22 protein-coding genes are annotated in these 24,279 nt (G+C 71.9%); 11 read left to right on the top strand and 11 right to left on the bottom strand.

Translation table 11 applies throughout. The annotated features are described in order from the left end of the window. Positions 1-157: 157 nt before the first annotated feature. The 10 genes from OIE75_RS22300 to OIE75_RS22255 are packed head-to-tail and all read right to left on the bottom strand — an operon-like array spanning position 158 to position 10,226. A complete protein-coding gene (locus OIE75_RS22300; RefSeq protein WP_329471952.1) occupies positions 158-1,705 on the bottom strand; it encodes an NADH-quinone oxidoreductase subunit N in 1,548 nt (515 codons plus the stop codon). Continuing rightward, a complete protein-coding gene (locus OIE75_RS22295) occupies positions 1,702-3,303 on the bottom strand; it encodes a complex I subunit 4 family protein (RefSeq protein ID WP_329471951.1) in 1,602 nt (533 codons plus the stop codon). The genes OIE75_RS22300 and OIE75_RS22295 overlap by 4 nt, the downstream gene beginning before the upstream one ends. 6 nt (positions 3,304-3,309) lie before the next feature. After that, complete coding sequence (locus OIE75_RS22290) at positions 3,310-5,304, bottom strand: NADH-quinone oxidoreductase subunit 5 family protein (RefSeq protein ID WP_329471950.1); 1,995 nt, start codon at positions 5,302-5,304, stop codon at positions 3,310-3,312. After that, positions 5,301-5,693: an NADH-quinone oxidoreductase subunit NuoK gene (gene nuoK / locus OIE75_RS22285; protein WP_329471949.1), complete on the bottom strand. Its 393-nt coding sequence runs from the start codon at positions 5,691-5,693 to the stop codon at positions 5,301-5,303. Before nuoK ends, OIE75_RS22290 begins: the two co-directional genes overlap by 4 nt. After that, complete coding sequence (locus OIE75_RS22280; RefSeq protein WP_329471948.1) at positions 5,693-6,427, bottom strand: NADH-quinone oxidoreductase subunit J family protein; 735 nt, start codon at positions 6,425-6,427, stop codon at positions 5,693-5,695. Before OIE75_RS22280 ends, nuoK begins: the two co-directional genes overlap by 1 nt. Beyond that, positions 6,424-7,032, bottom strand: coding sequence for a NuoI/complex I 23 kDa subunit family protein (locus OIE75_RS22275; protein WP_329471947.1), 609 nt, complete (start codon positions 7,030-7,032; stop codon positions 6,424-6,426). The genes OIE75_RS22280 and OIE75_RS22275 overlap by 4 nt, the downstream gene beginning before the upstream one ends. A gap of 2 nt (positions 7,033-7,034) precedes the next feature. Further along, complete coding sequence (locus OIE75_RS22270) at positions 7,035-8,003, bottom strand: complex I subunit 1/NuoH family protein (protein ID WP_329471946.1); 969 nt, start codon at positions 8,001-8,003, stop codon at positions 7,035-7,037. After that, positions 8,000-9,154, bottom strand: coding sequence for an NADH-quinone oxidoreductase subunit C (locus OIE75_RS22265; RefSeq protein ID WP_329471944.1), 1,155 nt, complete (start codon positions 9,152-9,154; stop codon positions 8,000-8,002). Before OIE75_RS22265 ends, OIE75_RS22270 begins: the two co-directional genes overlap by 4 nt. Next, positions 9,151-9,840: an NADH-quinone oxidoreductase subunit B gene (locus tag OIE75_RS22260; RefSeq protein WP_329471943.1), complete on the bottom strand. Its 690-nt coding sequence runs from the start codon at positions 9,838-9,840 to the stop codon at positions 9,151-9,153. The genes OIE75_RS22265 and OIE75_RS22260 overlap by 4 nt, the downstream gene beginning before the upstream one ends. Further along, entirely contained in the window at positions 9,831-10,226 is a 396-nt protein-coding gene (locus tag OIE75_RS22255; protein ID WP_206328601.1) for an NADH-quinone oxidoreductase subunit A, read from the bottom strand. Before OIE75_RS22255 ends, OIE75_RS22260 begins: the two co-directional genes overlap by 10 nt. Positions 10,227-10,424: 198 nt before the next feature. Here OIE75_RS22255 and OIE75_RS22250 point away from each other — a divergent pair, with 198 nt between their 5' ends. The 9 genes from OIE75_RS22250 (at position 10,425) to OIE75_RS22210 (ending at position 21,332) form a co-directional block, all read left to right on the top strand. Further along, the gene (locus OIE75_RS22250) at positions 10,425-11,681 is read left to right on the top strand and encodes a sensor histidine kinase (RefSeq protein WP_329471942.1); all 1,257 of its coding nucleotides are present in this window, start codon (positions 10,425-10,427) and stop codon (positions 11,679-11,681) included. 234 nt (positions 11,682-11,915) lie between these two features. Then, complete coding sequence (locus OIE75_RS22245; RefSeq protein WP_307014490.1) at positions 11,916-13,283, top strand: sensor histidine kinase; 1,368 nt, start codon at positions 11,916-11,918, stop codon at positions 13,281-13,283. A gap of 279 nt (positions 13,284-13,562) precedes the next feature. After that, complete coding sequence (locus tag OIE75_RS22240) at positions 13,563-14,222, top strand: response regulator transcription factor (RefSeq protein ID WP_277343293.1); 660 nt, start codon at positions 13,563-13,565, stop codon at positions 14,220-14,222. A 283-nt stretch (positions 14,223-14,505) separates the two neighbouring features. Beyond that, positions 14,506-16,443 (top strand): 2-oxoacid:acceptor oxidoreductase subunit alpha, encoded by a 1,938-nt coding sequence (locus OIE75_RS22235; RefSeq protein ID WP_329471941.1) that lies wholly within the window; start codon positions 14,506-14,508, stop codon positions 16,441-16,443. Beyond that, positions 16,436-17,494, top strand: coding sequence for a 2-oxoacid:ferredoxin oxidoreductase subunit beta (locus OIE75_RS22230; RefSeq protein WP_329471940.1), 1,059 nt, complete (start codon positions 16,436-16,438; stop codon positions 17,492-17,494). Before OIE75_RS22235 ends, OIE75_RS22230 begins: the two co-directional genes overlap by 8 nt. A gap of 169 nt (positions 17,495-17,663) precedes the next feature. Next, positions 17,664-18,518: an SDR family oxidoreductase gene (locus OIE75_RS22225; RefSeq protein WP_329471939.1), complete on the top strand. Its 855-nt coding sequence runs from the start codon at positions 17,664-17,666 to the stop codon at positions 18,516-18,518. Positions 18,519-18,677: 159 nt separating this feature from the next. After that, positions 18,678-19,679 (top strand): EamA family transporter RarD, encoded by a 1,002-nt coding sequence (gene rarD / locus OIE75_RS22220; protein WP_307014484.1) that lies wholly within the window; start codon positions 18,678-18,680, stop codon positions 19,677-19,679. Between the two features lie 16 nt (positions 19,680-19,695). Beyond that, positions 19,696-20,166, top strand: a complete 471-nt coding sequence (locus OIE75_RS22215; RefSeq protein WP_329471938.1) for a VOC family protein — start codon at positions 19,696-19,698, stop codon at positions 20,164-20,166. Positions 20,167-20,357: 191 nt separating this feature from the next. After that, entirely contained in the window at positions 20,358-21,332 is a 975-nt protein-coding gene (locus tag OIE75_RS22210; RefSeq protein ID WP_307014482.1) for a M28 family metallopeptidase, read from the top strand. A 28-nt stretch (positions 21,333-21,360) separates the two neighbouring features. On the opposite strand, the gene OIE75_RS22205 is transcribed toward OIE75_RS22210, so the two are convergent. After that, positions 21,361-22,797, bottom strand: a complete 1,437-nt coding sequence (locus OIE75_RS22205) for a tetratricopeptide repeat protein (protein ID WP_329471937.1) — start codon at positions 22,795-22,797, stop codon at positions 21,361-21,363. Between the two features lie 229 nt (positions 22,798-23,026). Between OIE75_RS22205 and OIE75_RS22200 the strand changes: the two genes are divergently transcribed. Then, positions 23,027-23,542, top strand: a complete 516-nt coding sequence (locus tag OIE75_RS22200) for a DUF6668 family protein (RefSeq protein ID WP_307014480.1) — start codon at positions 23,027-23,029, stop codon at positions 23,540-23,542. A 118-nt stretch (positions 23,543-23,660) separates the two neighbouring features. Next, positions 23,661-24,263, top strand: coding sequence for a flavodoxin family protein (locus OIE75_RS22195; RefSeq protein ID WP_307014479.1), 603 nt, complete (start codon positions 23,661-23,663; stop codon positions 24,261-24,263). Positions 24,264-24,279: the final 16 nt, after the last annotated feature.

Here is a 24,279-nt window from a genome sequence, read left to right as displayed (position 1 = left end):
CGTCCAGTGGACCCTTCCGTACTGGTCAACGCCAGGCGAGGGCCACCAGTTCCCCGGCGCTCACGGCGGGGCGGGTGGTCCGTACGGGTGACGGCCGCGGCGTCGGCACGCGCGTGGACGCCGGGTGCGGCACGCGCGGGTGCCGGAGCGGCTGTGCTCAGAAGAGACCGGTGTCGGTGAAGCGGAGGATCAGCTGGGGTGCTCCGGAGAGGGCGAGGGCGAGGACCGCGGTCACGGTGATCGCCGCCGTGAGGGGGACGGGCACGTGGTGGCCGACGGTCGGCTCCTCGGGCGCCCGGAACAGCTGGGCCGTCCACTGGAGGTAGTAGAACAGCGCGATCACGACGTTGACCGCCATGACGACGGCCAGCCAGCCGAGCCCGGCGTCGACGGCCGCGGAGAAGACCGTGACCTTGGCGAAGAGGCCGATGATGCCGGGCGGCAGTCCCGCAAGGCAGAGCAGGAAGAACGCCAGGAGCAGGGCGGTCAGGGGATTGGACGCGTACAGGCCGCGGTAGTCGGCGACGCGGTTCAGGGACCTCGTACGGCCCACCACGGCGGCCACCGCGAAGGCGCCGAGGTTCACGGCGGCGTACATGAGCGCGTAGGCGACCGTGGAGCCGATGGACCGCTCGGGGTCGTCGGAGTACGCGGCGGCGGCGATCGGCACCAGGAGGTAGCCGGCCTGGCCGACGGACGACCAGGCGAGCAGCCGTACCGCGCTGTACGCGCGCGTGGCCTGCTGCCGGAGGGCTCCGACGTTGCCGACGGTCATGGTGAGCGCGGCCAGCGCCGCGAGGGCCGGTCCCCAGACGTCGGCGTAGGACGGCAGGGCGATGACCGTGACGAGGATCAGGCCGGAGAAGCCGACCGCCTTGCCGATCACCGACAGGTAGGCCGCGATCGGCAGGGGCGCGCCCACGTAGGTGTCGGGCACCCAGAAGTGGAAGGGCACGGCGGCCGTCTTGAAGGCGAAGCCGACGAGGGTGAGGACGACGCCGGTCTGGGCGAGCGTGGTGAGCTGCCCGTCGACGCTCTGGATGCGGTCGGCCACCTGGGTGAGGTAAAGGGTGCCGGTGGTGGCGTACACGAAGCTGATGCCCATGAGGCTGACCGCGGTCGCGGTGACCGAGGACAGGAAGAACTTGAGGGCGGCTTCGGAGGACCGGCGGTCGCCCTGTCGCAGGCCCACCAGGGCGAAGGCGGGGAGGGAGGCGACCTCCAGGGCGACGATCAGGGTCGCGAGGTCGCGGGAGGCGGGCAGCAGCGCGGCGCCGGCCGCCGAGGAGAGCAGCAGGAACCAGAACTCGCCCTCGGGCAGCCCCCGGTCGGCGTCCTTGACGGCGGTGACCGAGAGGAGCGCGGTCAGGAGGGCCCCGCCGAGGACCAGGAACTGGATGGCGAGGGTGAAGGTGTCCGCGGTGTAGCTGCAGACGTCGGCGTCGCCGGTCTGGCAGAACGTCGAGCGGTCGCCGTTCACCAGGGGCAGCAGCATGAGGGCGGAGGCGGCGAGGCCGGCGACCGACATCCAGCCGAGCAGCGACTTGCGGGCGTCCCTGACGAAGAGGTCGGTGACGAGGACGGCGAGTCCGACGACGGCCGCGATGGTGGGCGGCGCGATGGCGAGCCAGTCGACCGACTGGACGAGGTTCTGGGCCAGCGGCTGTGGGGCGGTCCCGGCGACGGGGTGGGCCTGGAAGCTCATCGGGTGCCTCCTGAGAGGAGCTGCTGCACGGCCGGGTCGGTCAGCCCGAGGAGGGTCCTGGGCCACAGCCCGGCGACGATGGTGAGGACGACGAGCGGGGTCCACGCGGCGAACTCGTACGTGCGTACGTCGGCGAGCCTCGGGGCTTCGCGCGGCAGGGCGCCCATGCAGACGCGGCGGACCACGATCAGCATGTACGCGGCCGTCAGCAGGGTGCCGAACGCGGCGATCACCATGAACGTGAGGAAGGCGGGGCGGCTGAGGTCGTCGTGGGGGTCGAAGGCGCCGAACAGGGCCAGCATCTCGCCCCAGAACCCGGCCAGGCCCGGCAGGCCGAGCGAGGCGACCGCGGCGAAGGCGAGCAGGCCGCCGAGGCGGGGTGCCTTGCCGTACAGGGCGGCGCCGGTCTCCTCGGCGAGGGTGTCGAGGTCGGTGGTGCCGGTGCGGTCCTTGAGGGCGCCGACGACGAAGAAGAGCAGGCCGGTGATGAGGCCGTGTGCGATGTTGGCGAAGAGGGCGCCGTTCACGCCGGTCGGGGTCATGGTCGCGATGCCGAGCAGGACGAAGCCCATGTGGCCGACGGAGGAGTAGGCGATGAGGCGCTTGAGATCGCCCTTCGCACCCCTCTTGGCCAGGGCCAGGCAGGCCAGGGAGCCGTAGATGATGCCGACCACGGCGAAGGCGGCGAGGTAGGGCGCGAAGGTGCGGAACCCGTCCGGCGCGACCGGCAGCAGGATCCGGACGAACCCGTACGTACCCATCTTGAGCAGGACGCCGGCCAGCAGCACCGAGCCGACGGTCGGCGCGGCGGTGTGGGCGTCCGGCAGCCAGCTGTGCAGCGGCCACATCGGGGTCTTCACCGCCAGCCCGATCCCGATCGCCAGAACCGCGATGACCTGCACGGATGTGGTCAACGACCGGCCGTTGTCAGTGGCGAGTGCCACCATGTCGAATGTGCCCGCCGTGATTCCGATCAGGAGCAGGCCGAGCAGCATGACGACGGAGCCGAGGAGCGTGAAGAGGATGAACTTCCAGGCGGCCGCGGCCCGTCCCTCGCCGCCCCAGCGGGCGATGAGGAAGTACATCGGGATGAGGACCATCTCGAAGGCGAGGAAGAACAGGATCAGGTCGAGGGCGGCGAAGGTCGCGAGGGTGCCGGACTCCAGGACGAGCAGCAGCGCGACGAAGCCCTTCGGGCCGTGGCCCGCGGCCCGCGCCTCCGTCGGCGGCTCCTGCCGCTGCTTGAAGTACGAGTAGAGCGCGCACAGGAAGGTCAGCAGGGCGGTCAGGACCAGAAGGGGGAGGGAGATGCCGTCGATGCCGAGGTGGATGCGCACGTCGAGTGCGGGGATCCAGCTGATGTCCGTGCTGGCCTGCATCTTCGACGGATGGTCGTGGTCGAAGCCGAGCACGAGGACGATCGCGGCGATGAGGACGGCGCCGGTGACGGTGACGCCGTGCCGCAGGACGGCCTGCTCGGGCGACTTCCCCTTCAGCCCGGGCGGGGCGGGCAGCAGAGCGGCGACGGCCCCCAGGAGCGGCCCGACGACGACGAACGCCAGAAGGAACTGCATCACGGACTCGTTGATATCGATCACGCCTGCTCACGCTCCCGTGGCGACGAGGACGGCGGCGACCGCGAGGACGACGGTGCCGGCGAGCAGCGCGCTCACGTAGGTCTGCACATTGCCGGTCTGGGCTCGTCGTACGGCGGCCCCCAGCCAGCGGGGCAGGGCGCCCGCCCCGTGTACGTAGGTGTCGACGACCTCACGGTCGAGGAACCGCACGAGGCTCGCGCCGGCCTGGACGGGCCGGACGAAGAGGGTCGTGTACACATCGTCCAGGTGGAAGCCGGCGGCCGCGTGCCGGTGCAGCGGGCCCAGCAGGAGCCGTCCGGGATCCGACGGGTCGGGGGCGGAGGCGACGTTTCCGTAGGCGGGCTCGTGACTGGCGATGGCCTCGGCCTCCACCAGTGCGGCGTCGCCCTCCGGGTGGGCCGCGACCGCGCCGAGCGGGACTCGGGCCGCGAACGAGGTGGTGTGCCGCCAGGCCGCGTAGGTCACGATGCCGCCGATCAGGGCCACACCCGTGCCGAGCACGGAGGTGGTGAGGGTCGGGGTGAGGTCCTGGCCGTCGAACCAGTCGGGCAGCAGACGGAAGGCGAGCCCGCCGAGAGCGAGTGAGGGGATGGCGAGCACCCAGAGCACGGCGTTCATGACCACCGACTGCCGACCGTGGCCGGGGGCCTCGGCGCCCCGCCCGCGGAAGGCCAGCAGCCACAGGCGCGTCGCGTACGCGGCGGTGAGCAGGGCCGTGATCAGCCCCGCGACGAGGACCGTCCAGCCCGCGGCGCCGGGTGCGTGCTCGGTGTGGCCGGTCGCGACGTGCTCCGCGACGCCGAGGACGGACTCCTTGGAGAAGAAGCCGCTGAAGGGAGGGATCGCGGCGAGGGCGAGCAGCGCCACGCTCATCGTCCAGTAGGCGTCCGGGACCCGGTCGCGCAGGTTGTGCATGCGGGACATGGCGGCCAGCGAGTTGGTGCCGGCGGCGTGGATGATCACGCCGGCGGCGAGGAAGAGCAGCGCCTTGAAGGCGCCGTGCGTGAGGAGGTGGAAGACGGCGGCACCGCGGTCGCCGGCGGCGAGGGCTCCGGTCATGTAGCCGAGCTGTCCGATCGTCGAGTAGGCGAGGACGCGTTTGATGTCGTCCTGGGCGAGCGCGGCGAGCGCCGAACCGACCATCGTGACGGCGGCCATGACGGCGAGGACGACCATCGCGGCCCGTGAGGCCTCGAAGACCGGAAGGAGCCTGGCTACGAAGTAGACACCGGCGGCGACCATGGTCGCGGCGTGGATCAGCGCGGAGACGGGCGTCGGGCCCGCCATCGCGTCGGGGAGCCAGGTGTGCAGCGGGAACTGCGCCGACTTGCCCGCCACGCCGGCCAGGAGCAGCAGGGCGATCAGCGTCGGATGGTCGAGAGAGCCGTTCGCGACCGCGCCGAGGATCTTCGTGATGCGGAAGGAACCGGCCTCGGTGGCCAGCGCGAGCAGACCGATCAGGAAGGGGACGTCACCGAGCTTGGTCACCAGGAAGGCCTTGAGGGAGGCGGCGCGCGCCTCCGGGGTCTCCCAGTAGTGGCCGACCAGGAAGTACGAGCAGATGCCCATGATTTCCCAGCCGACCAGCAGCACCATCAGGTCGCCGGAGTAGACGACGAGGAACATGGCGGAGGTGAACAGGGAGACGAGCGCGGCGTACGAGGAGTAGCGCGGGTCGTCGCGCAGGTAGCCCGTCGAGTAGATCTGCACGCAGGTGGCGACGGTACCGACCAGGACGGCGACGAGGGCGGCGAAGCCGTCGATGTGCAGGGCGAGTTCGACGGGGACCGAGCCGGTGGGCGTCAGCTCCGTGGCGGCGTCCACGGCCCGGCCACCGCCCTGGCGGGAGGCGACCAGGACGGCGAGGACGAGGGCGGCCAGGGTCGGCAGGACGGCCAGCGGGCGGACGAAGCCGGGCGCCGTGCGGCCCAGGAGGAGGCCGGCGGCGGCTCCGAGGAAGGGAAGGAGGGGGACGAGTACGGCGAGGGTGGTCGTGGTCACGCGGTGGCCTCAGCCTTCTCGGCGGCCGTCCCGGTCGCGGGGGTGTCGGTGTCGGGGCTGTCCGGCTCGTGGCCCTCGGCGGTGTCGCGCAGTCTGTCGATGTCGGCGGTGCCGCGGTTGCGGTGGACGGCGAGCACGATCGCCAGGCCGATGCCGATCTCGGCGGCCGCGATGGCGATCGTGAACAGGGTCAGGGCCTGGCCGGAGTGCAGGGTCTCCTCGGCGGCCTTGCTGAGCCAGACGTCGAAGGCGACCAGGTTGAGGTTGACGGCGTTGAGCATCAGCTCGACCGACATCAGGACCAGGATCGCGTTGCGGCGGGCCAGGACGCCGTAGAGGCCCGTGCAGAACAGGAGGGCGGAGAGGACGGCGGGATAGGCGAGGTGCATCAGCGGTCACCGCCCTTGGCGGCGGCGTTCGGCGCGTCGGCCTTGGGCGCGTCGGCTTTGGGAGCGTGCATGGTGAGGCCGTCGGTCTTGGGGCCGTCGGTCTTGGGCGCATCGACCTTGGGTTCGTCGGCCTTGGGCGCGTCACTCGCGCGGTCCGCCTTGGCCTTGCGGGACAGGACGATCGCGCCGACCAGCGCGGCGAGGAGGAGGACGGAGAGGGCTTCGAAGGGGAGGACCCAGTTCTGGAAGAGACTCGCTCCGGTGACGGCGGTCGAGCCGGCCGCCGGACCGTCCAGATCGATCCAGGTGGCGCGGAAGGCGTCGACGACGACCCACACCAGGGCCGCCGCGGCGGCCACGGCCACGGTGAGGGCCGCCCAGCGGTTGCCGGAGTCGGCGTCCGGGGACCGGCCGATGGGCGCCCTGGTGAGCATCAGGCCGAACAGGATGAGGACGACGACCGCACCGACGTAGATGAGGACCTGTACCCAGGCGATGAACTCGGCGGTGAGCAAGAGGTACTCGACGGCCAGGCCGCCGAGGGCCACGACCAGCCACAGTGCGGCGTGGACCAGCTGCCGGGTGGTGACGGTGAGGACGGCGGCGCCGAATGTGACCAGGCCGACGAGGAGGAAGGCGATCTCGACGCCGGTCGGCGAGAGGAAGCCGTGTGCTTCGGCGGCCGTGGTCGTGGGGTCCGCGGCCAGGTGGCGGACGGTCGCGGCGAGGGTCATTCCCGGCCCCCCTGTTCCGGCTTCGGCTGCTCAGGGTCGGCGGCCGACTCCTGCTGGGCCGGCTCCTGCTGGGCGGACTCCTGCTGGGCCGCCAGTTTGTCGGCGGTCTTGCGGGCGGCGGCGAGTTCCTTCGGCTCCTCGGCGCCGGGGTCGAGGGCCGGCGGGGCCGGGACGGTCCACATCCAGTCGCGGAGCCGGTCGCGCTCGTGGGTGAGGTCACGGATGTCGGTCTCGGCGTACTCGAACTCCGGGGACCAGAACAGGGCGTCGAAAGGACAGACCTCGATGCAGATACCGCAGTACATGCACAGGGAGAAGTCGATGGCGAACCGGTCGAGGACGTTGCGGCTGCGGTCGCGCCCGCCGGGGGTGGCCGCCGGGACCGTCTCCTTGTGGGAGTCGATGTAGATGCACCAGTCGGGGCACTCGCGGGCGCACAGCATGCAGACCGTGCAGTTCTCCTCGAACAGGCCGATCACGCCGCGGGTGCGGGGCGGCAGTTCGGGCTGGGCGTCCGGGTACTGCTCGGTGACGGTCTTCTTCGTCATCGTGCGGAGGGTGACGGCCAGGCCCTTGGCCAGGCCCGAGCCGGGGATGGGGGCCATGGTTACTGGATCACCACCTTGACGATGCCGGTGAGGGCGATCTGGGCGAGGGAGAGGGGGACGAGGAGGGTCCAGGAGAGCTTCTGGAGCTGGTCCTCACGCAGTCGCGGGTAGGTCACGCGCAGCCAGATCACGAGGAAGGCGAGGACGGCCGTCTTCAGCAGGGTCCACACCCAGCCGAGGCCGTCCGCGCCCCAGGGCCCGTGCCAGCCACCCAGGAAGAGGACCGTGGTCAGGCCGCACAGGACGACGATCCCGGCGTACTCGGCGAGGAGGAACAGGGCGAAGCGCAGGCCGGTGTACTCGGTGTAGGCGCCGAAGATGATCTCCGAGTCGGCGACCGGCATGTCGAACGGGGGGCGTTGCAGTTCGGCCAGCCCGGCGACGAAGAAGACGATCGCGCCGACGATCTGCCAGGGCAGCCACCACCACTCGAAGGCGTTCAGGATGCCGACCAGTGAGACCGTGCCGGCCGCCATGGCCACCGAGGCGGCGGTGAGCAGCATCGGGAGTTCGTACGCGAGGAGCTGGGCGGCGGTGCGCAGGCCGCCGAGGAGGGAGAACTTGTTGGCGGAGGACCACCCGGCCATGAGCGAGCCGAGGACGCCGACGCCCATCACGGCGAGCACGAAGAAGACGCCCGCGTCGACGACCTGGCCGACCGCGCCCTCGCCGGGGCCGATGGGGATGGCCAGGAGCACCAGGAGGTACGGCAGCAGGGCGACGGCGGGGGCGAGCTGGAAGATACGGCGGTCCGCGTCGGCCGGGACCACGTCCTCCTTCTGCGCGAACTTCACGCCGTCCGCGACGAGCTGGGCCCAGCCGTGGAAGCCGCCGGCGTACATCGGGCCGAGGCGGCCCTGCATGTGGGCCATCACCTTGTGCTCGGTCTGGCCGACGATCAAGGGGAACGTGAGGAAGACGACGAACACGATCAGGAGGCGCAGGGTGACGTCGAGGGCGTCGTTCACCGCGGGCCTCCTGAGGGGTTCTCGGAGTTCTCGGAGTTCTCGGGGTTCTCGGGGTTCTCGGAGTTCTTCCGGTCCGGCTCCTGGGGCTCGTCCGGCTCGTCGGGAGTCTGCGGCTCCCTGGCGGCGTCGCCTTCGGCGCGCTTGTCCGCCGGCTCGTCGAACGCCGGGCGGTCGTGATGCCACGGCGCGTCCGGGCTGCGGGGTGCGGAGGTGGGGGCGGGAGCCTCACCGGACGACCCGGTCTTCTCCGGCTGTCCCGCGTCTGTGGCGGCCCGCTGGCTCGCCGAGCCCTGCGACGCGCTGCGGCTGCGCCGGGGCGCCGGAGCGGCCGAAGACTCGTCGGCCGGAGGCGCCTGGTCGGCCGTGGGCGTCTGGCTCGCCGAGCCCTCCGCCGCCGTGCGGGAGCGACGCGGAGTGGACGGCGCTTCGGTACCGGTGCCGGTGCCGGGCGGCGATGCCTGACTGGCGGAGCCCTCGCCCGCCGTACGGGTCCGGCGGACCGGCCGGTCACCGGCCGCGCGAGCCGGGCGCTCTCCGGCCGCACGTCCCGCGCCGCGTGCCGGGCGGGCCGGGGCGGGCGGCAGCTGGCCCTTCTGCGGGCCCCACTCGTTGGGGTCTGGGACGCCCGGCGGCAGCATCTGGCGGCGACGGGGGCCGCCGTGGTCGGACTCGCCCGGTTCCTTGGCGCCGGGCCAGGCCTTGGCCACGCGGGCGGCGAGGACGAAGTCCTTCCGCAGCGGGTGGCCCTCGAAGCCCTCCGGCAGGAGCAGGTGGTCCAGCGCGGGATGGTCCGCGAACTCGACGCCGAACATCTCGTGGGTCTCGCGCTCGTGCCAGGCCGCGCCCGCGTACACCGCGACGGCGGTGGGCAGGGCCGGTGACTCGTGCGGGACCGTCGTGCGCAGCAGCAGCCGGCGTACGGGACCGAGGGCCACGACGTGTGCCGCGACGCGGAACCCCGTGCCCGGCTCGTCGACCGCGCTCAGCCAGTCGAAGTACGTGCAGCCCAGCCGGTCACGGGCGGTCTCCAGGGCGGAGATCCAGGAGGTCGGCGGTACGTCGACGGTCAGGACGTCGTACGACTCCTCGGCCGCGGCTTCGGGGCCGAAGAGCTCCTCGGTGCCGGCGGGCAGCCAGCCGACGCCCGTCATCGCGCACCCCCTGAGCCCGATCCCGATCCCGACCCCGATTCCGACCCCGATCCCGACCCCGACCCCGATCCCGGTCCGGAACCCGTCCCCGACCCCGGCGGTCGCACCAGTCCGCTCTGCAGCGCGGCCGTCGACGGCCGGCCCGACGTGCCGTACCGCTCCCCCAGCGACTCCCGTGCGATCTTCTCCTGGAGCTTGAGGATCCCCTGGAGCAGCGCCTCGGGGCGCGGCGGGCAGCCTGGGACGTAGACGTCGACGGGGATGATCTGGTCGACGCCCTTCGTCACGGAGTAGGAGTCCCAGTACGGGCCGCCGCAGTTGGAGCAGGCGCCGAAGGAGATGACGTACTTGGGCTCGGGCATCTGCTCGTACAGGCGCTTGACGGCGGGCGCCATCTTGTCGGTCACCGTGCCCGAGACGACCATCAGGTCGGCCTGGCGGGGGCCCGGCGCGAAGGGGATGACGCCGAGCCGGATGAAGTCGTGGCGGGCCATCGACGCGGCGATGAACTCGATCGCGCAGCAGGCGAGGCCGAAGTTGAAGACCCAGAGGGAGTACCGGCGCCCCCAGTTCAGGACGACCTTCATCGGCTCGGGGGCCAGGCGCGCGAGGGTGCCCAGCCGCTTCGGCTCGGGAAGCGGTACGGGCTCCGGGAGCGGTACGGGTCCGGAGGGGTTCACGTCCACGACAGGACGCCCTTCTTGTATGCGTAGAGCAGGCCCACGGCCAGGAAGCCCAGGAAGATGAACATCTCCACGAGGGTGGTCGCTCCATAACCAGGATCGGCGAAGACCGTCGCCCAGGGGAAGAGGAAGATCGAGTCGACCGCGAAAATGACGTAGAGGAACGCGTAGACGTAGTAGCGGACCTGGGTGTGTGCCCAGCCCTCGCCGACGGGGTCCACGCCGCACTCGTACGTCAGCAGCTTCTCGGGTGTCGGGACCACGGGCCGCAGCAGCCGCCCGGCTCCGAAGGCCACGGCGACGAAGAGCACGCCCACCGCGGCGAGCAGTGCGACGACCGAGTAGGACTGGAAGTAGTCCGCGGCGAGCCCGACGGTCGGTTCCGGCACGTGCGTCCCCTCAATCCCTGTCCTCAACGCCTGCTGCTCGGCGATCTGTACGCACGGGAGTCTAGGGCCTGATAAAGAGACGGTAAGCAGCCCGTCGTACGTTGAGACGTGGGCCGGGGCCGGGGTGGGGTTTTCCTCAGTACATCCCGGCGGTCCACCTCATGGCGCGGTGCCGTGCCGCACGGCACGCTGATCCGTATGACCGAACACCTCGCGACTTCGACCCCCGCCGGGACCGCCGGTGGGGCGGACGGCGACCGCCTGCCGCCGGCTCGCCTCGCCTTCGACTGGCACACCTGGAAAGAGATCGCCCACCTGCTGGCGAATCTCCCGGCGTCGCTGCTCGGCTTCGTCTATGTCTCGACAGTGCTGTCAGTCGGGGTCGGGTTGACGGTCACGGTGATCGGGTTGCCGCTGCTGGCGGCCGGACTGCTCGGCGCGCGTGAGCTCGGCAAGCTGGAGCGGGCGCGGGCCCGGGCGCTGCTCGGAGTGCGGGTGGAGGAGCCCAGTCCGCTGCCGTTGCACGGCGGGGGCGGCTTCTTTTCCCAGCTGTGGATGGCGCTGAAGGACCCGGTGGGCTGGCGCGCCGTCCTGTACGACTTCATACGGCTCCCCTGGGGCGTGGTCACCTTCGTCATCACGCTGACGTCGTTGTTCGTGCTGTGGCCGGTGCTGCCGTTCATCGCGCGGGGCCTGGCCAACGCCGACCGGGCGATGGTGCGCGCGCTGCTGTCCCCGTCCGACGAGCTGGAACGGCGGATCGCCGAGCTGGAGTCGGACCGCGGGGTCGTGGTGGACACGGCCGCGGCGGACCTGCGGCGCATCGAGCGCGACCTGCACGACGGGGCGCAGGCCCGCCTGGTCAACCTGGCCATGGGGCTGGGTCTGGCCAAGGAGAAGCTCCTGGAGGATCCCGACGCGGCGGCGGCGATGGTCGACGAGGCGCACGGCGAGGTGAAGCTGGCCCTTCAGGAGTTGCGGGACCTGGCGCGGGGCATCCACCCGGCCGTCCTGACCGACCGCGGTCTGGACGCGGCGCTCTCCTCGGTCGCCTCCCGCTGCACCGTGCCGGTCAGGGTGACCGTCGACCTGGCGGAGCGTCCGGCGCCGGCCATCGAGGGCATCGCCTACTTCACCGTCTCGGAGCTGCTGCAGAACGTCAGCAAGCACAGTGGGGCGCGTTCCGCCTCCGTGGAGGTGTGGCGGTCGTCCGACCGGCTGCTCATACAGGTGGGGGACGACGGCCAGGGCGGCGCACGCCTCGACGCCGGTACGGGGATGAAGGGCCTCGCCGACCGGCTCTCCGCGGTCGACGGCCTCTTCGTCGTCGACTCGCCGGAGGGTGGACCGACGGCGATCACGGCCGAGCTGCCGTGGCGCGACCGCACCGCGGCGGACGCGGCTCCCGGCGCGCCCGGCGCCGGCCACACGCGGCGCACGTCCGGGACGCGGTGACGGACGGCACCGCCCCGCACGCGAGGCACACGGGCGCGCGCACCTCGCCGTCCGAGGTCTCGCGGCCCCGAGGTCTCGCGGCCCCGAGGTCTCGCGGCCCCAAGGTCTCGCGGCCCCGAGGTAGGGAAAACCCCCCTCTCCAGACGCCGACGGGCTCCATGGCCCGTGGAGGCGCGCGCGAGGAGGCTGGAGTTACGACAGCAGAGCCGTAGGACGAGGAGAAGGACGGCACCGATGGCCACGGAATACGGACAGGGTTACGGGTTCGGGAGCGGGCCCGGCTTCCCCGGGGACACCGGGGCGCGTCGCCACCGGCTGCCGGCCGGGCTGCGGGCGCCGTTCGAGGCACGCAGTTGGCGGGAGTTCGGCTACGTGCTGGTGGGTCTGCCGATCAGCATCCTGCTCTTCACCTACGCGGTCACGATGGTGTCGCTGGGAGCGGGCCTGCTGGTGACCTTCCTGGGTGTACCGGTGCTGGCGGCGGCGCTCGCCGGGTGCCGGGGCTTCGGGGTGATGGAGCGGGCGCGGGCCCGGGCGCTGCTGGGGCTCGACGTGGCCGACCCGGAGCCGCTGCGGGTGCGGAAGCGCGGTGCGATGGGCTGGATGGGGGCCGTGCTCAAGAGCGGCGCCTCCTGGCGGAGCCTGCTGTACGCGTTTCTGCAGTTCCCGTGGGCGGTGTTCTCGTTCGTGGTCGCCGTGAACTTCTGGGCGGTCGGGTGGGCGATGCTGACGTACCCGCTCTGGTTCTGGGTGTTCCCGATGTACGCGGGCCAGGACGGGCTCCAGCTCTACGGCGACGAGACGCACCGGATCTACCTGGACAATCCGTTCGAGATCGCCGTGACCGCGCTGGTCGGGCTGCTGTTCACGCTGGCGACGCCGTGGATCGTGCGGGCGTTGACGACGGTGGACCGGGTGATGGTGCACGGGCTGCTCGGACCGTCGCGGCTGGCGACGCGGGTCGTGGAGCTGGAGTCGGACCGCGGGGTCGTGGTGGACACGGCCGCGGCCGACCTGCGGCGCATCGAGCGCGACCTGCACGACGGGGCGCAGGCCCGCCTGGTCAACCTGGCCATGGATCTCGGCCTGGCGAAGGAGAAGCTGCAGGAGGACCCGCGGGCGGCGGCGATCATGGTCGAGGAGGCGCACGGCGAGGTGAAGACGGCCCTCCAGGAGCTGCGGGACCTGGCCCGGGGCATCCACCCCGCGGTACTCACCGACCGTGGTCTCGACGCGGCGCTCTCCTCGGTCGCCTCCCGCTGCACGGTGCCGGTGCGGGTGGAGGTCGACCTCACCGAGCGGCCGGCATCGGCGATCGAGGGCATCGCGTACTTCACGGTGTCGGAGCTGCTGCAGAACATCAGCAAGCACGCGCGGGCCACGGCGGCCGCCGTGGAGGTGTGGCGGGTGGAGAACCGGCTGCTCCTCCAGGTCGTGGACAACGGCGTCGGCGGGGCGGACGTGACGGCCGGCTCCGGCCTCGCAGGACTGGCGGAGCGGCTCGACGCGGTCGACGGGATCCTGGTGGTGGACTCGCCGGCCGGGGGGCCGACGCGGGTGACGGCCGAGCTGCCCTGGCGGAACGAGCCGATATCAAGCTGAGGCGCGGCGGCGCGCCCACCCGGCTCTCCCCCACACCACTCCGGGCGGCCCAGGCGGCCCGGGGTGACCCGTTCGCCCCGGGGCGAAATCCGGCCATCGTGGAGTCGAAGCCGGACTGTAGGGCCGGGACTTGCCGTCCTCTTCCCGTTGCCCCGGGGCATTCGGCCTCCGATGCTGGAATGCTGGACCTGTCGTACGAACGGTTCGTGGACGCGGTGTGGGCCGCGGGGACCGTGAGGCGGACGGGCTGTGGGGGGCCGAAAAATCGTGGAGGACAGGGTGCGGGTGGTCATCGCCGAGGATTCAGTGCTGCTCCGGGAGGGGCTGACCCGGTTGCTGACCGACCGCGGGCACGAGGTCGTGGCCGGTGTCGGCGACGGTGAGGCACTGATCAAGACCATCACCGAGCTGGACGCCCAGGGCGAGCTGCCGGACGTCGTGGTCGCGGACGTGCGGATGCCTCCGACGCACACGGACGAGGGAGTGCGCGCGTCGGTGCGGCTGCGCAAGGCGCATCCCGGCCTCGGGGTGCTGGTGCTGTCGCAGTACGTGGAGGAGCGGTACGCCACGGAGCTGCTGGCCGGTTCCAGCCGGGGCGTCGGCTATCTGCTCAAGGACCGGGTGGCCGAGGTGCGGGAGTTCGTGGACGCCGTGGTGCGCGTGGCGGACGGGGGGACCGCGCTGGACCCGGAGGTGGTCGCGCAGTTGCTCGGGCGCAGCCGCAAGCAGGACGTGCTGGCGGGGCTGACCCCGCGGGAGCGGGAGGTGCTGGGGCTGATGGCAGAGGGCCGGACGAACTCGGCGATCGCCCGGCAGCTCGTCGTGAGCGACGGGGCGGTCGAGAAGCACGTCAGCAACATCTTCATGAAGCTGGGTCTGTCCCCGAGCGACGGTGATCACCGACGGGTCCTGGCCGTGCTCACCTACCTCAATTCGTGACTCCCGGTTCCTGACCCCCAGGGACCACACACCGGGCACTGCGGGCCCCGCCCACTCGTCCGGCTCATCCGGACGAATGAGAAACCGGAGTGTGGGCGGGGGGCGTCCTCATCGGTGTCGGGGGGCGGGAAATTCCCGGAATTACGGGGCTGTGGGCCATCTCGAAGTCGTGTCCATCATGCGAATCTCCACCGGAAGTCAGCATCCGCGGACGTAGGGTTGATCCTGGGACGGTCGTGGGAGACCTGTCCCCGGACAGCCGTCTCGAGGGAGGTCCAGTTCAGTGACCAGCCAGGTCAGCAGCCCAGCGGAGCAGGCCGACGGAACCGACGAGACCGTCGTGGGAGCGCAGCGCAAACCGGTCGGGACGAAGGACGTCCGCCGGCTGGACCGGGTGATCATCAGGTTCGCCGGGGACTCGGGCGACGGGATGCAGCTCACCGGCGACCGTTTCACCTCGGAGACCGCGTCGTTCGGGAACGACCTGTCGACGCTGCCGAACTTCCCGGCCGAGATCCGGGCGCCCGCCGGCACTCTGCCCGGCGTCTCGTCCTTCCAGCTGCACTTCGCCGACCACGACATCCTCACCCCGGGCGACGCCCCCAACGTGCTGGTCGCGATGAACCCGGCCGCGCTGAAGGCGAACGTCGGCGACCTGCCGCGCGGCGCGGAGATCATCATCAACACGGACGAGTTCACCCGGCGGGCGATGCAGAAGGTCGGCTACGACACATCGCCGCTGGAGGACGGTTCCCTCGACGGCTACCACGTGCATCCGGTGCCGCTGACCACGCTGACCGTCGAGGCCCTCAAGGAGTTCGACCTCAGCCGCAAGGAGGCCGAGCGCAGCAAGAACATGTTCGCGCTCGGGCTGCTGAGCTGGATGTACCACCGGCCCACCGAGGGCACGGAGAAGTTCCTGAACACGAAGTTCGCGAAGAAGCCGGACATCGCCGCGGCCAACATCGCGGCGTACCGCGCGGGCTGGAACTTCGGGGAGACCACGGAGGACTTCGCGGTCTCCTACGAGGTGGCGCCGGCGGCGACGGCGTTCCCGCCGGGGGTGTACCGCAACATCTCCGGGAACCTCGCGCTGTCCTACGGTCTGATCGCGGCCTCCCGCCAGGCGGACCTGCCGCTCTTCCTGGGCTCGTACCCGATCACCCCGGCCTCGGACATCCTGCACGAGCTGAGCCGGCACAAGAACTTCGGGGTGCGGACCTTCCAGGCCGAGGACGAGATCGCGGGCATCGGCGCCGCGCTCGGCGCCGCGTTCGGCGGCTCGCTGGCGGTGACCACCACCTCCGGTCCCGGCGTGGCGCTCAAGAGCGAGACGATCGGACTCGCGGTCTCCCTCGAACTGCCGCTGCTGGTCGTGGACATCCAGCGCGGCGGTCCGTCCACCGGTCTGCCGACCAAGACGGAGCAGGCCGACCTGTTGCAGGCGATGTACGGGCGCAACGGCGAGGCGCCGGTCCCGATCGTCGCACCGCGCACCCCGGCGGACTGTTTCAATGCGGCGCTGGAGGCGGCGCGGATCGCGCTGGTGTACCGCACCCCGGTCTTCCTGCTGTCCGACGGCTACCTGGCCAACGGCAGCGAGCCCTGGCGGGTCCCGGAGACGGACGAGCTGCCGGACCTGGCGGTGCAGTTCGCACAGGGCCCCAACCACACGCTGGGCGACGGCACCGAGGTCTTCTGGCCGTACAAGCGCGACCCGCAGACCCTGGCCCGGCCCTGGGCGGTGCCCGGCACCCCCGGGCTGGAGCACCGGATCGGCGGCATCGAGAAGCAGGACGGTTCCGGGAACATCTCGTACGACCCGGCCAACCACGACTTCATGGTCCGCACCCGGCAGGCCAAGATCGACGGCATCGACGTCCCCGAGCTGGCGGTCGACGACCCGGGCGGGGCGCGGACCCTGGTGCTGGGCTGGGGCTCGACGTACGGCCCCATCACCGCCGCCGTGCGCCGGCTGCGCACGGCCGGGGTGCCGATCGCGCAGGCCCACCTCCGCCACCTCAACCCCTTCCCGCCCAACCTGGGCGAGGTGCTGAAGCGGTACGACAAGGTGGTGGTCCCCGAGATGAACCTCGGTCAGCTCGCCACCCTCATCCGGGCGAAGTACCTGGTCGACGCCCAGTCGTACAACCAGGTCAACGGCATGCCGTTCAAGGCGGAGCAGCTCGCCGCGGTGTTGAAGGAGGCCATCGATGACTGACGCCAACGCGCTGCTCCACCTCGTCCCCAGGGCCGAGGGCAAGCAGTCCATGAAGGACTTCAAGTCCGACCAGGAAGTGCGCTGGTGCCCCGGCTGCGGCGACTACGCCGTCCTCGCCGCCGTGCAGGGCTTCATGCCCCAGCTCGGCCTGGCGAGGGAGAACATCGTCTTCGTCTCCGGCATCGGCTGCTCCTCCCGCTTCCCGTACTACATGAACACGTACGGGATGCACTCCATCCACGGCCGCGCCCCCGCCATCGCGACCGGGCTCGCCGCCTCCCGCCGCGACCTCTCCGTCTGGGTCGTCACCGGTGACGGCGACGCCCTCTCCATCGGCGGCAACCACCTCATCCACGCGCTGCGGCGCAACGTCAACCTCAAGATCCTGCTGTTCAACAACCGGATCTACGGGCTGACCAAGGGCCAGTACTCCCCCACCTCCGAGGTCGGGAAGATCACCAAGTCGACCCCGATGGGGTCGCTGGACGCGCCCTTCAACCCGGTCTCGCTGGCCATCGGCGCGGAGGCGTCCTTCGTCGCCCGGACCGTCGACTCGGACCGCAAGCACCTCACCGAGGTGCTGCGCCAGGCCGCCGAGCACCCGGGCACGGCGCTGATCGAGATCTACCAGAACTGCAACATCTTCAACGACGGCGCCTTCGACGCGCTCAAGGACCGGGAGCGGGCCGAGGAGGCGGTGATCCGGCTGGAGCACGGGCAGCCGATCCGTTTCGGCACCGACGGTGCCAAGGGCGTGGTGCGTGATCCGGGGACCGGCGACCTGAAGGTCGTCGCCGTCACCGCGGGCAACGAGGCGGACGTCCTGGTCCACGACGCCCACGCCGCCTCGCCGACCACGGCCTTCGCCCTCTCCCGGCTGGCCGACCCGGACACCCTGCACCACACGCCCATCGGTGTGCTGCGCTCGGTGGAGCGGCCGGTCTACGACACGCTCATGTCCGACCAGCTCGACGCCGCCGTCGAGCGGGACGGCAAGGGCGACCTCGCCGCGCTGCTCGCGGGCAACGACACCTGGACGGTCGTCGGCTGAGAGCGGCCACTGGCGAGAACCGACGAGAACAAAGGGGCCCGGGCGGAGAACGCCCGGGCCCCTTACGCTTACCCAAACGTAAGTACCTTACTTCAAAGTGGGCACTGTCCAGAAGTTAGCGCAGCTCCTATGGTTGGTGACATCGCACCCCACAAGGAGTACTGAACCCATGAGCATCGTCGTCACCGGAGCCACCGGACACCTCGGCCGCCACGTCGTACGGCAGCTACTGGAAAAGGTGCCGGCCGACCAGGTCACCGCGGTCGTCCGGGACCGCGACAAGGCCGCCGACCTCGCCGCCGACGGCGTACGGCTCGCGGTCGCCGACTACAACGCGCCCGAGACCTTCGACGGCCTGTTCGCCTCCGGCGACCGGGTGCTGCTGATCTCCGGCAACGAGTTCGACAAGGGCCGCGTCCAGCAGCACACGGTGGTGATCGACGCGGCGAAGAAGGCCGGTGTCGCCCTGCTCGCCTACACCAGCGCACCCAGCAGCCTCAAGGCCGCGCTCGCGGACGACCACCGCGCCACCGAGGACGTCCTCGTCGGCTCGGGCGTGCCCTACGTGCTGCTGCGCAACGGCTGGTACCACGAGAACTACACCGAGCAGCTCGCCCCGGTCCTGGAGCACGGCGCCGTCGTGCAGGCGGCCGGAGAGGGCCGGATCTCCTCCGCCTCCCGCGCCGACTACGCGGCCGCCGCCGTCGCCGTACTGACCGGCGAGGGCCACGAGAACAAGGCGTACGAGCTGGGCGGCGACGAGGCGTGGGGCTACGCCGAGTACGCCGCCGAGCTGAGCCGGCAGACCGGGAAGGAGATCGCCTACACCCCCGTCTCCGCCGAGGTCTACACCGGCATCCTGACCGGCGCCGGGCTGCCCGCGCCGCTGGCCGCCATCCTCGCGGGCGTGGAGGACTCCATCGAGAAGGGTGAGCTGGTCGTCACCAGCGGCGACCTGTCCCGGCTGACCGGCCGCCCCACCACCCCGCTCGCCGAGGCGGTCGCCGCCGCGGTCAGGAGCTGACGCCCGCGCGGGCCCGCCCCCGCCGCCTCCTCCACGGGACGCGCCCCTCCTGTCATGACCGTATGGCGATACGGGCATGACAGGCGGCCGGGTGCGGCGCTACCTTTCGTCGTGGCATGCGTCCGTCCCCGGCATGCCGTGTGCGAGAAGGAGGTGCCCGTGGCCGGGTCGTCCAGGAGTGAGCAGCGCATAGGTCTGCTGAACGGCTTCGCGGCTTACGGGCTGTGGGGGCTCGTCCCGCTGTTCTGGCCGTTGCTCAAGCCCGCCGGGGCCGGGGAGATCCTCGCCCACCGCATGGCGTGGTCCCTCGTCTTCGTCGCCGTCGCGCTGTTCTTCGTACGGCGCTGGGCCTGGGCCGGTGAGCTGCTGCGGCAGCCGCGCAGGCTCGGCCTGGTCACCGTGGCCGCCGCGGTCATCACCGTCAACTGGGGCGTCTACATCTGGGCCGTGAACAGCGGCCATGTCGTCGAGGCCTCGCTCGGGTACTTCATCAACCCGCTGGTCACCATCGCGATGGGCGTGCTGCTGCTCAAGGAGCGGCTGCGGCCCGCGCAGTGGGCGGCGGTCGGCACCGGCTTCGCCGCCGTCCTGGTCCTCGCCGTCGGCTACGGCCAGCCGCCGTGGATCTCCCTCTGCCTCGCCTTCTCCTTCGCCACGTACGGCCTGGTGAAGAAGAAGGTCAACCTCGGCGGCGTGGAGTCGCTGGCCGCCGAGACGGCGATCCAGTTCCTGCCCGCGCTCGGCTACGTGGTGTGGCTGTCGGCGCAGGGCGAGTCGACCTTCACCACCGAGGGCGTCGGGCACTCGGCGCTGCTGGCCGCGACCGGCCTGGTCACCGCGATCCCGCTGGTCTGCTTCGGCGCGGCCGCGATCCGCGTGCCGCTGTCCACGCTGGGGCTGCTGCAGTACCTGGCGCCCGTCTTCCAGTTCGCCCTCGGGGTCCTCTACTTCCACGAGGCCATGCCGCCCGAGCGCTGGGCCGGTTTCGCCCTGGTCTGGCTGGCACTGACGCTGCTCACCTGGGACGCGCTGCGCACGGCCCGCCGTACCGCGCGGGCGCTCAGGGAGCAGTTGGACCGGACGGGCGCGGGCGTACCGCCGGTCAAGGAGAGCGACGCGGCGCGGGACTCCGGCGATTCCGTTGCCCGCTCGGTCACGTAACCCATATGACTGGTCCATGACCTCGACACCACGACCCGCTCCCCTGCACTTCAAGATCGTCATCGACGCCGCCGCCCCGCACGCGCAGGCGGACTTCTGGGCCGCCGCCCTGCACTACGAGGTGGAGGACAACAGCGCGCTCATCGGGAAGCTGCTGGGCCTCGGGGCAGTACCGGAGGAGCTGACCCTGGAGTCCCACGGGCGCCGCGCCTGGCGGGACCTGGTGGCCGTACGGCACCCCGACGACCCCTACGACGAGGAGAGCGGGACGGGCCTGGGGCGGCGGCTGCTGTTCCAGCGCGTACCGGAGGCCAAGACCGGCAAGAACCGCGTCCACCTCGACGTGCACTCCCGGGAAGGGGGACGCGAGGCGGAGATCGGACGGCTGGAGGCGCTGGGGGCGAGCGTGCTGCGGCGGGTGCGGGAGCAGGGCGGGGAGTGGGTGGTGATGGCGGACCCCGAGGGGAACGAGTTCTGCGTTCACTAGGGGCCGTCCGAGTGCGCGCCGCCTCAATGCACGAGGGCCGCGTACCGGCGGGGGTGGAACTTCCGATATCCGCGACGCCATGGCCGAATAGCGGTCTTGACGGGCGGTCAGTCCCGGCCACACCATCCAGGCACCCCATCCACTGTGGAGTTCCCTCCCCAGGGACTCCCTAGGAATTCGGAGCCCCCCACATGAAGCTCCCCTTCTCCGGACGTGCGCTGACGGCCGGTGCCGTCGCCGTCGTCACACTGGCGGCCGGCGGTGCCGTGGCCGGCGTGGCCTCCGCCGCCGAGCCCTCCGGCCCCGCCTCGGGTCCGGCGGCCGTCGCCGCCGCGCCCGACCTGCCGATAGCCAACGTCAAGGCGCACCTCACCCAGTTCCAGTCGATAGCCGCGGCGAACGGCGGTAACCGCGCCCACGGCCGCCCCGGCTACAAGGCCTCGCTCGACTACGTGAAGGCCAAGCTGGACGCCGCCGGATTCACCACCAGCATCCAGCAGTTCACCTCCTCCGGCCGCACCGGGTACAACCTGATAGCCGACTGGCCCGGCGGTGACGCGAATCAGGTTGTCATGGCCGGGTCACACTTGGACAGCGTCGCCTCCGGTCCCGGCATCAACGACAACGCCTCCGGTTCCGCGGCCGTCCTGGAGACCGCGCTCACCGTGGCCCGGTCCGGCTACCAGCCCACCAAGCACCTGCGCTTCGCCTGGTGGGGAGCGGAGGAGCTGGGGCTGGTCGGATCCCGCTACTACGTCAACCGCCTCTCCTCCGCCGACCGCGCGAAGATCAGCGGCTACCTGAACTTCGACATGATCGGCTCGCCCAACCCCGGCTACTTCGTCTACGACGACGACCCCACCATCGAGAAGACCTTCAAGGACTACTTCGCGGGGATCGGCGTCTCCACCGAGATCGAGACCGAGGGCGACGGCCGCTCCGACCACGCGCCCTTCAAGAACGTGGGCGTCCCCGTCGGCGGCCTCTTCAGCGGCGCCGACTACCGCAAGACGTCCGCCCAGGCGGCCAAGTGGGGCGGCACCGCGGGCCAGCCCTTCGACCGCTGCTACCACTCGTCCTGCGACACGACCGCCAACATCAACGACACGGCCCTGAACCGCAACGGCGACGCCATCGCGTACGCGATCTGGGAACTGTCGCAGTAGGACAGCCCTCCGGGGCGGGGCCGCCCGGTCAGCCGGCCTGGGCCCGGGCGCGATCGGCGAGGCGGCCCATGCGGGTGCGGGCGGACTCCAGTTGTTCGGCGTCCTCGGCGGCCGGGCCCCCCTCGGCGGCGAGCTCGTCCCACAGGGCGACCAGGTCCCGCCCCAGCTCCATGCCCCGTTCGGGGTCGCGTACGGCACGCCAGGCGGTTGCCGCGCTCTGGACGTTGCCGTACGCGGCCTCGGCGTCAGCCGCGCGGCGGTGTATCCGGGCCAGGTCCAGGGAGAGGCGGAGGGCACGGTCGGGATCGCCGGACAAGTAGGCGATGTACGCGGTGAGTTCACGGAGCCGGAGTACCTCGGGGTGCTCCGGCCCCAGTGTCTGCGAGGCCTCCGCCACGGCCTGCTCCGCCAGCAGCGCCGCCTCCTGCGTACGCCCTTCCTTGACGGCCTCGTTGACCCGCGCGGTCGGCTGCGCGAGCAGCGCGGGGACGGTCGAGTCACCGGGCGCGGTGAGCGGTCCGTCCCCGAGCACGGCCTCGGCCACGGCGTCGAACCCGCGGGCGGGGGTGGGCTTGGGGTCGGGGTCGAAGAACGGACCCGGGTCGGCGAGGGGCTTGGCATCGGCGACCGGCTCGGCTCCGGCGAGCGGCTGAGCGTCGGCGACCGGCTGCGCGTCGGCGACCGGCTCGTGCCCGGCGAACGGGCGGGGGCCGCCGGCGGGGCGGGCCGCGGGCTCGGACACGTACGGCTCGCTCACGGGCACCTCGCTCACGGGCGCCTCGGCCTCCGACGCGGCCCCGGGCACCGGCACAGCCCCCGACGGCACACCCCCTGACGCGTACCCGGCGCCGGCGAACGGCCCCGCAGCCTCCGACGGAGCCGCCCCCGTCGCACCCCCGGCACCCTCCATCCGCGGCGGCGGTCCGAACTCCCCCGTCGGCGGCGCCACCGTGCCCGGCGCCGTACCGCGGAAGGCTCCCGGCAGGGCGCCGGAGGTGAACGCCGGCGAGGAGTCGCCGGACGGCGTCCGATCGGCGTCGGGCACCGCCGGGAGCGGGAACGTCGGGGCGCTGTCCCGTACGGCCTCCAGCGACCGGAGGACGTGTGTGGGCCGGTCCCACCCGGCCGCCGCGTCCTCCTCGGGAGCCGTCGGCACCGGGTCGGCGGCGAGGTGGCTGGAGCCGTCCGGGTCGACGCGGAGCGGGACGGAGTAGCCGATGCGCCGGTCGTGGATCGTGGCGAGGACGGGGTGGCCGACGGCGAGGGCGAGGCGGTGGAGGCGGTTCAGGACGGCGTTCTGGATCTCCTCGCCGGGCGCCGCGACGACCGTCGAACCGTCGATCGTGGCGGTCCGCGCGCCGGAACCGGCCTCCGGCACGCACACGTCGATCAGCGTCGCCGCGGGGTCCGGCGACCGCTCGGCGCGCTCGTGTTCCCGCTGCTTGTCGCGACCGAGTCGAGACATCGTTCCCCCACTCATCGGCGGCTTCCGTCGGCGGTCCCGTGTTCCCTGCCGTCCAGAGCCTGTCATGCCAGTCCTGCACCTACCGTCGAGTCTCTCCGCTCGCTCGCGATTCTCACGTCACCGGGGTGTCACAGGCTCGTTCCAGGAGGTCACGCGCGTATCGGCGGGTCGGTGCGGGGCCGGTGGGCGGGGTGCGTGAGCCGTGGGGAGAGCGGGCAGGCGGTCAGGCATGCGACAGGGACCGGAGATATGGATCCGCGGACCGGTGGCGGCGCCCGAGCCGCCCGACCGGGGGCCGACCGCCCCCGAAATGCCACGCGACCCCGCCCTCGCCGAGGCGCCGGGCTTCTCCTGGATCGGCGTCCACGGCGGTGCCGGGGTGACGACGCTCGCCGGGGTGTTCGGCGGGCAGGACTGCGGGCGGGGCTGGCCCGGCCCCGGCGACCCGTCGTCGGTGCTGCTGGTGGCCCGCACGCACGCGGCCGGCCTCACGGCCGTCGGCCGGGCCGTGGAGGAGTTCCGGCTCGGACGGGTGCCCACGGGGGTCGGGCTCGACTCCGTCGTCCTCGTCGCGGACGCGCCCGGGCGGCTCCCCCGGCCGCTCGCCCAGCGGGTGCGGCTGCTCGAGTCGGCCGTGGACGTCCACCGCGTCCCGTGGGTCCCCGCCTGGCGCCTGGACGGGACGCACGAGGGCCCGCCCCGCGGGACGGAGTCGCTGGTCCGCCGCACGCGGCGGGTGCGCTGAGCCCGGTCGGCACCCCCTGGACGCCGCTGGAAAGATGCACACGCATGGACAAGTGAATGCAGACGCATATAATGCATGTGCTGGTATTCACTCATCGCCGATCACTCCAGGGGACACCATGACGCGCCGCTTTCTCTTCCTGCTGGGCAGCAGCCGCCCCGACGGCAACACCGAGCTGCTCGCCCGCCGGGCCGCCGAACAGCTCCCCGCGGACGTCGAGCAGCGCTGGATCGACCTGGCCCGGAACCCGTTGCCCGAGTTCGAGGACCTGCGGCACGACAGCGACCACACGCGCCCCACCGAGGGCAACGCCGGTCTGCTGCTCGACGCCACGCTCGCCGCGACCGACCTCGTGATCGCGTCGCCGCTGTACTGGTACTCGGTGTCCACGCCGGTCAAGCGCTACCTCGACCACTGGTCGGGCTGGCTGCGCACGCCCGGCCTCGACTTCAAGGCGACCCTGGCCGGCCGCACCCTGTGGGGCGTCACCGCGCTGGCGCACCAGGAGCAGGAGGTCGCCGACCCGCTGGTCGGCACCCTCGGCAACTCCGCGGCCTACATGGGCATGCGCTTCGGCGGAGTACTGCTCGGCAACGGCAGCCGGCCCGGTGACGTGCTGCGGGACACGGACGCGCTGTCCCGCGCCAAGACGTTCTTCGCGCGGGAGGCGCCGCTCGCCCGGTTCCCGTACGAGGAGCCGGTGGCCGTGCCCGCCCGGTGAGGTCCTCGGGCGCGCG

The sequence above is a fragment of the Streptomyces sp. NBC_01723 genome, assembly GCF_036246005.1.
Classification (GTDB): domain Bacteria; phylum Actinomycetota; class Actinomycetes; order Streptomycetales; family Streptomycetaceae; genus Streptomyces.
The sequence above is the reverse complement of the archived record's forward strand: the minus strand, read 5'-3'. Positions and strand labels throughout refer to the sequence as shown.